Origin of the sequence: Crenalkalicoccus roseus, from assembly GCF_004761865.1 — a bacterium.
Taxonomy (GTDB): domain Bacteria; phylum Pseudomonadota; class Alphaproteobacteria; order Acetobacterales; family Acetobacteraceae; genus Crenalkalicoccus; species Crenalkalicoccus roseus.
The window spans coordinates 142999-155373 of record NZ_SJDM01000006.1; the positions used below are offsets into that span (position 1 = coordinate 142999).

Annotated in this window: 12 protein-coding genes; 3 read left to right on the forward strand and 9 right to left on the reverse strand. The window is 74.2% G+C overall.

Translation table 11 applies throughout. The annotated features are described in order from the left end of the window. Positions 1-193: 193 nt before the first annotated feature. Complete coding sequence (locus tag ET526_RS07830) at positions 194-718, forward strand: hypothetical protein (RefSeq protein WP_135467132.1); 525 nt, start codon at positions 194-196, stop codon at positions 716-718. Between the two features lie 130 nt (positions 719-848). On the opposite strand, the gene dnaN is transcribed toward ET526_RS07830, so the two are convergent. The 5 genes from dnaN to mutM all read right to left on the reverse strand — a co-directional run bounded on the left by dnaN (position 849) and on the right by mutM (position 6003). After that, positions 849-1976, reverse strand: a complete 1128-nt coding sequence (dnaN, locus tag ET526_RS07835) for a DNA polymerase III subunit beta (RefSeq protein ID WP_135467133.1) — start codon at positions 1974-1976, stop codon at positions 849-851. A gap of 156 nt (positions 1977-2132) precedes the next feature. Next, positions 2133-3536 (reverse strand): chromosomal replication initiator protein DnaA, encoded by a 1404-nt coding sequence (gene dnaA, locus ET526_RS07840; RefSeq protein WP_135467186.1) that lies wholly within the window; start codon positions 3534-3536, stop codon positions 2133-2135. A gap of 357 nt (positions 3537-3893) precedes the next feature. Beyond that, on the reverse strand, positions 3894-4172 hold the full coding sequence (gene rpsT, locus ET526_RS07845) for a 30S ribosomal protein S20 (RefSeq protein ID WP_135467134.1): 279 nt from the start codon (positions 4170-4172) through the stop codon (positions 3894-3896). A gap of 124 nt (positions 4173-4296) precedes the next feature. Further along, the gene (locus ET526_RS07850; protein WP_135467135.1) at positions 4297-5076 is read right to left on the reverse strand and encodes an enoyl-CoA hydratase; all 780 of its coding nucleotides are present in this window, start codon (positions 5074-5076) and stop codon (positions 4297-4299) included. Positions 5077-5106: 30 nt separating this feature from the next. Further along, positions 5107-6003 carry a bifunctional DNA-formamidopyrimidine glycosylase/DNA-(apurinic or apyrimidinic site) lyase gene (gene mutM, locus ET526_RS07855; RefSeq protein ID WP_135467136.1) on the reverse strand — a complete coding sequence of 299 codons (897 nt, stop codon included), beginning with the start codon at positions 6001-6003 and terminating at the stop codon, positions 5107-5109. A 72-nt stretch (positions 6004-6075) separates the two neighbouring features. On the opposite strand from mutM, the gene ET526_RS07860 reads away from it, so the two are divergent. Together ET526_RS07860 and ET526_RS22335 are read left to right on the forward strand one after the other, a co-directional pair. Beyond that, positions 6076-6813, forward strand: a complete 738-nt coding sequence (locus ET526_RS07860; RefSeq protein ID WP_135467137.1) for a class I SAM-dependent methyltransferase — start codon at positions 6076-6078, stop codon at positions 6811-6813. A 236-nt stretch (positions 6814-7049) separates the two neighbouring features. Next, on the forward strand, positions 7050-8291 hold the full coding sequence (locus tag ET526_RS22335) for an SH3 domain-containing protein (RefSeq protein WP_135467138.1): 1242 nt from the start codon (positions 7050-7052) through the stop codon (positions 8289-8291). Between the two features lie 196 nt (positions 8292-8487). Here the strand turns inward: ET526_RS22335 and ET526_RS07870 are convergent, their stop codons facing one another. The 4 genes from ET526_RS07870 to ET526_RS07885 all read right to left on the reverse strand — a co-directional run bounded on the left by ET526_RS07870 (position 8488) and on the right by ET526_RS07885 (position 12098). Next, positions 8488-9075 (reverse strand): hypothetical protein, encoded by a 588-nt coding sequence (locus tag ET526_RS07870; RefSeq protein ID WP_135467139.1) that lies wholly within the window; start codon positions 9073-9075, stop codon positions 8488-8490. 124 nt (positions 9076-9199) lie between these two features. After that, positions 9200-10162, reverse strand: coding sequence for a Bug family tripartite tricarboxylate transporter substrate binding protein (locus tag ET526_RS07875; protein ID WP_135467140.1), 963 nt, complete (start codon positions 10160-10162; stop codon positions 9200-9202). A gap of 67 nt (positions 10163-10229) precedes the next feature. Beyond that, entirely contained in the window at positions 10230-10877 is a 648-nt protein-coding gene (locus ET526_RS07880; protein WP_240048306.1) for a trimeric intracellular cation channel family protein, read from the reverse strand. Next, positions 10878-12098 carry an MFS transporter gene (locus tag ET526_RS07885; RefSeq protein ID WP_135467141.1) on the reverse strand — a complete coding sequence of 407 codons (1221 nt, stop codon included), beginning with the start codon at positions 12096-12098 and terminating at the stop codon, positions 10878-10880. It lies immediately after the preceding gene. Positions 12099-12375 lie beyond the last annotated feature (277 nt).

Consider the following 12375-nt stretch of genomic DNA (forward strand, 5'->3'; position numbering starts at 1 on the left):
GGGCGGGCGGCGGCAAGGCGCCCGCCGACGGGGCGGGCCGCGCCTCTCCCCGACTCCCGGGAAGGGGCGCCTGGGGAGTATTCCCTTAAGGCGGGCTCAACAAAACGATTCTTCTACCTAAAGTTGAGTACTGCTAATGCCGACCGGTCCCCAGCGCCCCCGCGGCGCCGGGCAGGATCGCGGAGCCGCGTGCATGCACTGGGCAAACCATTTCGGGCGCACCTCCTTCGTGCCGGCCAACGACCGCACCCCGGGAGGAGCGCCCTCGCCCGCCACCCTGGCGCTGCTCGCCCGCCTTGGCGAGGCGGAGCGGCACGTGCTGGCCTGGCTGCCCGCCGACGGCTCGGCGCGGGGCGGTGCCAGCCGGGACATGGTGCATGCCCTGATCCGGCTCCGCGACCTCGGCCTCTGCGGCCGCAGCTTCGGCAAGGGTGGGCGCGGCGCGCGGTGGCACGCGACCAGCCAGGGCCTGCGCGTGCAGGCGCTGCTGCGCGGCGATGCGCCCGGCCCCGCCGCGGAGACCCCGTCAGGGCGGCGGCAGGCCCGCGGCGCCCTGCGCCGCGCCGCGCAGGAGGTGCTCGACGCCTGGCACGGCGTGCGGGCGGCGGGCACCCGGACCGACCCGCTGCCACGCGCCATGGCGCGCCTCCGCGACCTGCTCGGCGCCGCCGCCCGCGGCAAGGCGGACCGGCCGCAGGCCTCCGCCGGCGGCGACTAGAACTTTTTCCGTCCGCCCCGGCTCACGGCCATGCTCCGGCCGGTTGGACATGTGGGCACCTTCGCCCGTTCGGGAGCGCCGCCTGAACGGGATGCGTCTGGCGCCTTCCGCGCGCCGTTCCGCGGCGGGGCTACACCCGCATCGGCATCAGCACGTAGAGCGCCTCCGGCTTCGCCACGTCGGTCACCACGGTGGGCGCGCTGCCGTCGGCGAAGCGGAACTCCACCTGCTCCTCGACCAGATCGGTGATGTCGTTCAGGTAGCGGGCCTGGAAGCCGATCTCGATCGGCGACGCCTCGTACTGCACCACCTCCTGGTCCAGCTCCTCCTGCGCCTGGCCCTGGTCGGGGCTGGCGGCGGAAAGCAGGAGGTGGTTGCGGTCGAGGGAGAGCTTCACCGGGCGCGAGCGCTCGCTGCTGATGGCGGCGACGCGGCCGACCGCGTCGGCGAAGGCCTTCTTGGACACCCGGAGGACCTTGTCGTTGCCGCGGGGGATCACGCGCTCATACTCGGGGAAGGTGCCGTCGATCAGCTTGCTGGTGAGCTGGACGGTGCCGACCTCGAAGCGGATCTTGGTGTCGGAGAGGCGGATGGTGACCTCGTCCTGCGTCTCCTCGGCGAGCTTGCGCAGCTCGTTCACCGTCTTGCGCGGGATGATGACGCCGGGCATGCCGGCCGCCCCCTCGGGCAGCGGCTGCTCCACGCGGGCGAGGCGGTGGCCGTCCGTCGCCACGGCGCGCAGCACCGGGGTGCCCTCGCTCTCGGTGGCGTGGAGGTAGATGCCGTTCAGGTAGTAGCGCGTCTCCTCGGTGCTGATGGCGAAGCGGGTGCGGTCCACCAGGTCGCGGAGCTGGGCGGCGGGCAGGCTGAAGCGGTGCGGCAGCTTGCCCTCGGTCATGGAGGGGAAGTCCTCCACCGGCAGCACGGCGAGGGAGGTCTGGAAGCGCCCGGCGCGCAGCGCCAGCGGCGCGTCGCCGCCCGCCTGGTCGAACTGGATCGTCGCCCCCTCGGGCAGCTTGCGCACGATCTCGTAGAGGGTGGCGGCGGGGGCGGTGCAGCGGCCGGGACGATCCACCCGCACCCCCGGCACCTCCTCGACCATGGCGATCTCCATGTCGGTGGCGGTCAGGTGCAGCGCGCCCTCCTGCGCCGCGATCAGCACGTTGGCGAGAATGGGGATGGTGTTGCGGCGCTCCACCACGCTCTGCACATGGGCGAGCGCCCTGAACAGGATCGCCCGTTCGACCGTGATCCTCATGCCACCCAGGCTCCCCCGGCCATCGCGCCGTCCTCGTTCCGCATCCCTGCCTGCCGCGCGCCGACGGGGGCGCCCCGTCGAAGCGGATTCGCAAGCAGGGTAAGGTAAGCCGTCCTGCCTTCCCCACCAAGCCCGCCGGGCCGTGCCGGGGGCGGATCAGGTCTCCAGCATCTTGCGCAGCAGGGCGACGTCCTCGGCGAAGCTCGCATCCTGCTGCATCAGCTCGGCCACGCGGGAGACGGCGTGCATCACCGTGGTGTGGTCCCGGTTGCCGAAGCGCCGCCCGATCTCGGGGAGCGAGCGCTGGGTGAGCTGCTTGGCGAGGTACATCGCCACCTGCCGCGGCCGGGCGACGTTGCGCGCCCGGCGCGCCGAGGACATGTCGGTGAGGCGGATGTTGTAGTGCTCGGCCACCCGGCGCTGGATCTCCTCGATCGAGACCCGCTTCTCGTGCGCCCGCAGGAGGTCGTGCAGCACCTCCTGCGCGGTCTCCAGCGTAACCGGGCGATGGAACAGGTTGGCGTGCGCCACCAGGCGATTCAGCGCTCCCTCGAGCTCGCGGACATTGGCGGTGATCTTGTGCGCGAGCAGTTCCAGCACCTTGGTCGGCACCTCGACCCGGGCGGCGGCGGCCTTGGCCTGCAGGATGGAGAGGCGCAGCTCGTAGGTGGTGGCATGGATGTCGGCCACCATCCCGCAGCCGAGCCGGGTGCGGAGGCGGTCCTCGATGCCCGAAAGGTCGGAGGGCGACTTGTCGGCGGAGACGACGATCTGCTTTCCCTGGTCCACCAGGGCGTTGAAGGTGTGGAAGAACTCCTCCTGCGTGTTGTCCTTGCCGATCAGGAACTGCAGGTCGTCGATCATCAGCACGTCCACGGAGCGCAGGCTTTCCTTGAACTCCATGGTGTTCTGGCTGCGCAGCGCGGCGATGAAGCGGTACATGAACTTCTCGGCGCTCATGTAGGCCACCGTGCGCTCCGGATGGTGCTCGCGGATCGCCCAGGCGATGGCGTGCATCAGGTGGGTCTTGCCGAGGCCGACGCCGCCGTAGAGGAAGAGCGGGTTGAAGCCCGGACTCGCCGGCTGCTCGGCGACGCGGCGGGCGCAGGCATAGGCGAATTCGTTCGGCTTGCCGACGACGAAGGTGTCGAAGGTGAAGCGCGCCTCGAGCGGCGCGATCCAGTCCGAGCGCGGCTCGGGGGCGCTCCTCTCGGCGGGGGGGCGCGGGGCCAGGCTCTCGGCGAGGCCGGGCGCGTCCTCCGGCGCGGCGGAGGCGTCCTGCATCTCCGCCGCCAGCACGGTCTCGGCCTCGGCGCCGTTCGGCTGCGCGACGCGGATGTCGATGCGGCGGATCGAGGGGTCCTCGGCCTGCCAGAGGGCGCGCAGCCGGTCCCCGTAATGGCTGTTCACCCAGTCGCGCAGGAAGCGGGTGGGCAGCACCACCACCGCCTCGTCGCCGTCGATGCCGGTGAGGGTCATCTGCCGCAGCCAGGTACGGTACTCGACCTCGCCGACTTCCTTGCGCAGGCGGCCGCGCACGCGTGCCCAGCAGGCGGCCATCCGTCCGGAGGTTTCGGGGGGCAAACGCCAGCCTCCTCTTCCATCCCTAGCTCTGGCGCCAAGGGCCGGAACGCGAGCCGGCCGGGCAGGGCAGGCTGCGTGCCGGGCGGCGGCCGCGGACACGAACGGGGGGATATCTGCGCTGCCGCCCTGACGGAAGCGATGATATCGCGCCCCCAGGTGGCCGGCAAATAGTAACTTCTGCCGCGTGGCCCCGATCAGAATACCAGCCAAATACAGGACAATATCAGCCCGGCGGGCCGCATGGCCCGGAAAGCGGAAGATCCGGACGGATGAAGTCCCTGCCTGACCGGCGCCGGCGGAGCGGGCGCGGGGAACGCGCCGCAATCCCGCCCTTCAGGCGGAGGCCTGGGCCCCGAGCGCCTTGATGCGCGAAGAGAGGCGGGAGAGCTTGCGCGCCACCATGTTCCGGTGCAGCACGCCCTTGGTCGCGGCGCGGTGCAGTTCCGGCTGCGCCGCGCGCAGCGCCTCCTGCGCCGCGGACTGGTTCCCGGTGGCGATCGCCTGCTCCACCTTCCGCAGGAAGGTGCGCACGCGGGAGCGCCGGGCGCGGTTGCGGAGGGTGCGCTTCTCGGTCTGACGGATGCGCTTGCGGGCAGAGGCCGTGTTCGCCATGGGGCTCGGGTTCGATCCGGAACGGGTAGAACGGAAAGGGCGGGCCTCCGAGGGCCCGCGCCAGGGGCGACGCTTCTAGCCCCGCCCCCGGCATGGCGTCAAGCAAGCCGCCGGGCGGCGCCGCTCAACGGTTGCGGAAGGCGGGCTTGCGCTTCTCGACGAAGGCGGCCATGCCCTCCTTCTGGTCCTCGGTGGCGAAGAGGGACTGGAACAGCCGCCGCTCGAAGCGCACCCCCTCGGCCAGCGTGGTCTCGAAGGCGCGGTTCACCGCCTCCTTGGCGATGGCGACCGCAGGCGCGGAGAGCGCGGCGATCCGTTCGCCGATCTTCACCGCCTCCGCCACCACCTGGTCGGTCGGCACCACGCGGGCGACGAGGTTGGCGCGCTCCGCCTCGGCCGCGTCCATCATCCGGCCCGTGAGCACCAGCTCCATCGCCTTCGCCTTGCCCACGGCGCGGGTCAGGCGCTGCGTGCCGCCCGCGCCCGGAATGACGCCGAGGTTGATCTCGGGCTGGCCGAAGCGCGCGTTCTCGGCTGCGATGATGATGTCGCACATCATCGCCAGCTCGCACCCTCCGCCGAGCGCATAGCCGGCAACGGCGGCGATCACCGGCTTCTGCACCGTGGTCACCACCTCCCACCGCTTGCCGATGAAGTCGTCGAGATAGACGGCGGGGTAGGAGCGGGACTGCATCTCCTTGATGTCGGCGCCGGCGGCGAAGGCCTTCTCGCTGCCCGTCAGCACGATGGCGGCGATGGCGGGGTCGGCGTCGTAGCCGCGCAGCGCCTGGCCGAGCTCCTCCATGAGCTGGTCGCACAGCGCGTTCAGCGCCTGCGGCCGGTTGAGGCGGATCACCGCCACCCGTCCCTGCACCTCGGTCTGGATCATCCCGTATTCGGCCATGCGATCCTCCTCCGCTCCCGGCGGTCTATATCAGCGCTGCGTGCGCGGGCAAAAAAAGGTCGAGCGGCCGGCCTGCACGATGCGCGCGATGCCCCGGCAGGCCGGGGGGCCGGGGCAGCGCGCGCAGGGCTCCCCCTCGCGGCCATAGACGTCGAACCGCTCCTGGAAGAAGCCGACCTCCCCATCCGCCCGCACGTAGTCGCGGAGGGAGGAGCCGCCGGCGGCGATGCTCTCCTCCAGCACCGCGCGGATGGCGGGGACGAGGCGCGCGGCGCGCGCCCCGGCGACGCTCGCCGCCAGGCGTCGCGGCGAGATGCCGGCCCGGAACAGCGCCTCGCAGGCGTAGATGTTGCCGAGGCCGGCCACCACCCGCTGGTCGAGCAGCGCCGCCTTGATGCTGGTGCGGCGCCCGGCCAGCGCCGCGGAGAGCACCTCCGGCGTGAAGCCCGGCTCCAGCGGCTCGGGTCCGAGGTCGCGCAGCAGCCGGTGTCTCTCCTCCTCCGCCGTCGGCACGAGGTCCACGCAGCCGAAGCGCCGCGGATCCACGAAGCCGACGCGCCAGCCATCCTCGGTTTCGAGCACGAGATGCTCGTGCGCCTCCGGCGGCCCGCCCTGACCGCGCGCATCCGAGGCGGCGCCCTGCGGGCCAAGCCGCGGCGACGGCGGCTCCCCCACCCGGCGCGCCACCATCCGCCCCGACATGCCGAGGTGGATCAGCACCGAATCCCCGCCCTCGAGGCGCATCAGCATGTACTTGCCGCGCCGGCGGAACCCCAGCACCCGCGCCCCGGTCAGCCGCGCCGCAAGCCCCTCCGGCAGAGGCCAGCGCAGGTCGGGGCGCGCCACGCGGACGGCGGTGATGCGCCGCCCCGCCAGCACCGCGGCGAGGCCGCGCATCACCGTCTCGACCTCCGGCAGCTCCGGCATCCCGCGCCCCCTCGCCTTCCCCGGCGCCCGCCCCACCTGCTATGGCGGCGCCCCGCAGGCAACGGCCAGAGCATGTCCGACACGACCGATTTCGGCTACCGCCGGGTCCCCCGCGCCGAGAAGGCCCGCCTGGTGCGGCGCGTCTTCGACAGCGTGGCGCCGCGCTACGACCTGATGAACGACCTGATGTCGCTCGGCCTGCATCGGGTGTGGAAGCGCATCTTCGTGCACGCCATCGGCGCCTCGCCGCGGGAGACGCTGCTCGACCTCGCCAGCGGCACCGGCGACGTCGCCTTCCTCGCGCGCGAGCGCGGCGCGGGGCGGGTGATCCTCGCCGACGTCAACCGCGCCATGCTCGGCGTCGCGCAGGGGCGGGCGCTCGACCGCGGCCTCGCCCCGGGCCTCGTCTTCGTCTGCGCCGATGCGGAGCGCCTGCCCTTCCCGGACCGCTGCGTGGAGAAGGTCTCGATCGCCTTCGGCCTGCGCAACTGCACCGACAAGGAGGCGGTGCTGCGCGAGGCGCGGCGCGTGCTGCGCCCCGGCGGACGGTTCCACTGCCTGGAATTCTCCCGCGTCGAGGTGGAGGCGCTGGCGCCGCTCTACGACGCCTGGTCCTTCGGCGTGCTCCCGCGCCTCGGCGCGCGCGTCGCCCGGGACGCGGAGAGCTACCGCTACCTCGCGGAGAGCATCCGGAATTTCCCGGATCAGGAGAGTCTCGCCGCGATGATGCGCGCGGCGGGCCTGGAGCGGGTGGGCTGGCGCAACCTTTCGGGCGGGATCGTCGCCATCCACACCGGCTGGCGGCTGTAGCGGCGCGGAGCGGGTGCGGCGCCGCACGCGGCCTTGATCGGCCGCCGCTTGCGGAGCGGCCACGCGGCCGTGTACCGCCCGCCCGCAAGGGGGCCGGGAGCGCCGCCGCCGGAGGGATGCATCCTGCCCCCGGCGACGCATATACCCGCATGCGGGAACGGCCGCATGGGAAGGCGGACGGTGCAGGAAGCGCCGCCGGAACACGGCACTCTCGGGAAGATCGGGGTTCGGGCCAGATGCGCGAGCAGGACATGCGCGACGAGGAGGCGTTCCGGCGCCTGCAGCGGCCGGCGGGGGAACGCGACCGCGCCGCCGAGGCGGTGACGGCGCCGCTGCCCTCGGGCTGGATCTGTCTCAGGGACTGCAACCTCAGTGGCAATCTCAGCCGCCCGGTGACGATTCCCTTCGTGCTGCTGCATCCCGAGGTGGGGGTCGCCCTGCTCGACATCGGCACCACGCCGGCGACGGATCCGGAGGCGGTGCTGCGCCAGCGGCTGGAGGCGGCGCGCTTCGAGAGCATCTTTCCGGGCTACCTGCCGATCGTGCATCTGCGCCTGCGCCCGGCCGAGATCGAGGCGATAGACACCATCCTCAGCGAGGCCTTCGCCGCGCTGCCCGCGCTCTCCGTCCCCGGCGGGGATGCCTGGGTCAGCGTGCTGCGCCGTGCGCTGACCCCGCGCGATCCCTCGCGTGGCGCCGCCTTCGCCCCCGCGCCGCGCGAGCCCGGCGCCTGGCGCGCGCCGCCCCCGGGCGAGGCCGCACCACCGGTGGAGCGCGGCGCCTGGCAGGGCACCCCGCCCGAGCCGACGGCCGGCCTGCCCGCGGATCGCCCGACCCCGCCGCGGATGCTGCAGCGGCACGTGCCGCAACCGGACAGCGCCCCGACCGAGATGCCGGCGCCCGCGGCGGAGGCGCCGGCGCGCCGGCGCCCGGTCGCGCTCGCGGCGGCGGGCCTCGTCGCGGTCGCGCTGCTGGCGGGGGCGGCCGTGCTCCTGCTCCCGCGCACGCCCGACACTGCCGCGGGCCCGGAGATGGCAACCCCGGCCGCGACCTCGCCCTCCCCCGCGGAGCCGATGCCGCTCGCCGCCGCGCCCTCCCCGCCGCCGCCGATCACCCCGCCGGCCTTCGAGCCCGTGCCCCTCCCCCGGCAGGCCCCTCCGCCGCCACCCGTGGCAGTGGCGGAGCCGCCGGCCCCGGGCCTGCCGCTGCCGCCCCCGCCCATGCCGGCGCCGGAGTCGCCGCCCCCCGCGGCGGCAGGCGCCCCCGCGGCCGCGGAGGAGGGGCCGCGCGTCATGGTCCGCACGCCGGCGAATTTCCGCGCCGCGCCGAACACCGGCAGCACGGTGATCCGCACCGCCCAGCGCGGCGAGACCTTCCGCGTCTTCGGCCAGGCGCCGGGCGGCTGGGTGCAGGTGGGAGAGGCGGAGGAGCCGCAAGGCTGGATCCATTCCAGCCTGCTCGAGGAGGTGGCGCCCTGACGCATCCGGGGCGGCGCGCGGCCGCCCCGCCGGCTGGCCCCGGCCGTCCCGATCCGCTCCGTGCGCGCCGGGGCGGCATGTCCCGCCCGCCGAGGTTCGCGGCCCATGCCCCGGCTCATCGGGGGGCGCGCCCTTGCCCGTTCCGGCGGGCCCGGCGGAACGGGATCCGCCCCGTCGAGGCGGGCCGAGGGCGCGCTCAGCCCCGGGGGGCCGGCACGGGCGCGGCGGCGCCCTCCCCGGCTCCGCCGCCGGCGGCGTTCATCACCAGCAGCCCGGCGGCAAGCCGCGTCAGGCAGCGGGCGGCACGCAGCCGCACCGCCGCCTGCCCGTCCACCCCCTCGGGCAGGGTGCAGCCGGCGAGGGTGATGGCGGTGCCGAGGATCCGCGCCTCCAGCGCGGCGGTCACCGCCTCCGCCCTGGCCTCGCGGCCGAACTCCTGGTCCACCGCCTCGCCCGCGCGGTCGATCTCAGCCTCCACCCGCGCATCCTCGGCGGCGATGCCGAGGATCTCGGCCGGCGGGTCCGGCTCCTCCCCGGCCAGGACCGCGAGCAGGCCGAGGCTGGCGACGAGGGTGTGCATCGGCCCGCTCTCATCCCCCCGCGCGGCGAAGGCGCCGTAGGCGGCGGCGAGCGCCGCCTCGCCCAGCACCTCCCGCGCCTCCGCCACGGCCGCCTCCGTCGCGGGCGCCGCCCCGCCCTCCGCCTCGGGCGCGATGCCATCGGCGCAGGCGCGGCAGACGACCGCCAGCGCCTCGAAAAGTCGATGTTCCGGTACTGCGGCCATGATCCGTCCTTCGCGGGTTGCCCGGAGCCGTTTCCATCCAGCCCTGCCCATGGAAACGGCTCCAATCCGTTGTTCGTGGAGCGGAGCCACGATTCCGGCCGGTTCCGGCCGGCCGCGATCCGCCCTATCCGTCCACGGTCAGGTTCATGGAAGTGGCGAGCGCCTCCCACTCCTGCCAGACGCGGGCGATGTGCTCGCGGAACTCGGCGGGGCCCATGTAGCCGGGCAGCGTGTCCATCTCCCGCAGGCGGCGGTTGATGTCCTCGCGCGCCATCACCTGGCGGAACGCCTCGGCCAACCGGTCGAGGATCGGCTGCGGCACCCGCGCCGGCGCGAGCAGGCCGATGAAGCCGGAGAAGGCGAAGGCCTCGGGGTAGCCCAGCTCGATGAAGGTCGGCACCTGCGGCAGGGAGGGGATGCGCTCCCGCCCCAGGCAGGCGAGCGGGCGCAGCCGGCCGCCGCGGATGTAGTCGCCCGCCGCCGTCATGCTGTGGAAGCCGCAGGCGATGCGCCCGCCCAGCATGTCCGTGAGCATCGGCGCCTCGCCGCGATAGGCGATGTGCGTCATGCCGAGCCGCTCGACGTCGTTGAGGAGCTGCGCCATGGCGTGGCCCGTGGAGCCCGGCGCGTAGGAGCCGAAGGAGAGGTCGCGCCCGCGCGCCCACTCCACGAACTCCTTGAGCGTCTGCGCCGGGATGTCGGCTCGGATGACGAAGGGCAGCGGCGTGGTGCCGAAGCGCCCGATCGGCGCGAAATCCTCGAGCGGGCGGTAGGGCCAGCGGCGGAACACCACCGGGCTCTGCACATGGGTGGTGATGGTGAAGAGCAGGGTGTAGCCGTCCGGCGCCGCCCGCGCCGCCGCCTCGGTGCCGACCATGCCGCCGGCGCCGGAGCGGTTCTCCACCACCACCTGCTGGCCGAGGAGCGGCGACAGGCCCTCCGCCGTCATGCGCGCCCAGATGTCGGTGGCACCGCCGGCGGGGAAGGGCACGATCATGCGGATCGGCCGTTCCGGCCAGCTGCCCTGGGCGCGGGCGGCGGGCGCGATGGCGGCGGCGGCGAGGCCGAGAAGGTGGCGGCGGCGCATGTGTCCTCCCTGGGGGGCCGTGATCGCGGCCCCGCGCGGCCGATGGTGGGGGTGGGCCGCCGCCCCCTCAAGCCCCGTCCGGATAGTCGCGGCCGGGGCGGGCGCGGTAGCTGGGCAGGGACCAGCCGCGCAGCAGCGCCGCGGCGCGGATCAGGAAGCCCACCAGCAGCCCCGCCACCACCGCCGTGTCGCGCGGCACGCCCTGCCCCTGCAGCACCACCAGCGTCGCGGCGCCGGCGGCCGCGGCGGTGACGTAGATCTCCCGCCTGAGGATCAGCGGCACCTCGTTGCAGACCACGTCCCGCAGAATGCCGCCGAAGGTGGCGGTGGCGACGCCGAGCAGCACCGCCGCCCAGGGGTTGGCGCCGGCGAGCAGCGCGATCTCCGCCCCCACCACCGCGTAGAGGGCGAGCCCCACCGCATCCGCCCAGAGCAGGGCGCGGAAGCGGGATTCCAGCAGGTGCGCGGTGAAGAACACCAGCACCGCCACCCCGGCGCAGACCGCCAGCAGCTCCGGCGCGCCGAGCCAGAACACCGGCGTGCGGCCGAGCAGCAGATCGCGCACCGTGCCGCCGCCGAAGCCGGTGAGCACGGCCATCAGCACGAAGCCCACCGCGTCCATCTGCTTGCGCGAGGCGACGAGCGCCCCCGAGGCGGCGAACACCGCGATCGCCGCCACGTCCAGCCAGCCCAGGAAGGTGTCGAGCGCCGTCACCTACTCGGCCGGCACCGGGCGCGGCCGCGCCGCCGGCGCCCGCCGCGCCCCGCCCGCGCAGAGGAGCGAGAGGCCGAGCAGGGCCGCGACCACCGGCAACACCAGCTCCGGATGGCCCATGTCGATCAGGAAGCCCATCGGCACCGGGGTGATGGCCGAGCCCAGCGGCAGGCCGGAGGAGACGAAGCCGAACACCTTGCCGACCTCTCCGGGCGGCGAGGCGTCCTTCAGCATCACGTCGCGCGGGGTGCGGGAGGTGCCGAGCGCGAGCCCCCCCGCCAGCGCCACCGCCACCAGCACCGCCTCGGGCAGCGGCACGAGGCCGGGCAGCAGCAGCAGCGCCATGGCGGCCAGCGTCAGCGCCACCACCATGCCGAACAGGCCGGACTTGGCGCGGTCCACCAGCCAGCCGCCGACCAGCGTGCCCGCCGTGGCGCCGACCATGTAGCCGGTGAGTGCGGAGGAGGCGACGAGCACCGGCGTGCCCCACAGCTTGCCGAGCACCGTCACCAGCCAGGCCTGGATCCCCGCCCCGGCCATGGCCGAGAGCAGGAAGAAGCCGAAGAACAGCAGGATCGGCCGGCTGAGCAGCAGCTCCCGCCCCGCCGGCCCCTGCGGCCTGCCCTTGGGCTTCGGCTGGTCCTGCAGCACTCGGCTCTGCAGAAGGATGGCCGCGACCACCGGCACGCCGAGCAGCCCAACCAGCAGCAGCGCCTCCCGCCAGGTGAGGCCCACCACCGTGAGCAGGAAGGCGATGGCCGGCGGGGCGAGGGCGAAGCCGAGATTGCCGGTGAAGGTGTGCAGCGCGAAGGCGCGGCCCATGAACCCCTTGCTGACGCTGCCCGCGAGGATGGCGTAGTCCGCCGGGTGGATCACGCTGTTGCCGACGCCCGAAAGGATGGCGAGCGGCAGGATCACCCAGAAGGAGGGAGCGAAGGCCATCGCCGCGATGGAGAGCGCCATCAGCAGCGTGCCGCCGACCAGGTAGGGCCGTGCCCCGTGCCGGTCCACGAGGAAGCCGACCGGCGTCTGCAGCACCGCCGTGGTGCCGCTCATCAGCGCCACGGCGAGGCCGAGGGTGGCGTAGGAGACGCCGAACTCCTCCCGCCACACCAGGAACAGCGGCGGCAGGCAGAGCATGTAGAAATGGGAGAGGAAGTGGCCGGTGCCGATCAGCGCGACGATGCGCGCATCCCGGCCTGGCTGGGGCTCGGGCGCCATGGAGCGCGTGTCTCCGCGGAACGGAAGGGGCCACACCCTGCGCCGGGCCGGCGCCGCGGTCAATCCGGGGCCGGCGCCGGGCGGCCCGTCCCCCCTCCCCTTCCGCTCTCCGCCGGGAGGCGCCAGGGCATGTTCCGCTCCCCCGGCGCACGGCCGATGCCCTGGCCTCGTGATGCGGGGGCGTCTTCGCCCGGCCAAGCGGGTTCACCGGAACGGGATCTGCTCTAGGCTCGGCACCGGGGTGGCGCGCGGCGCCGCCCGGATGGGAGGACAACGA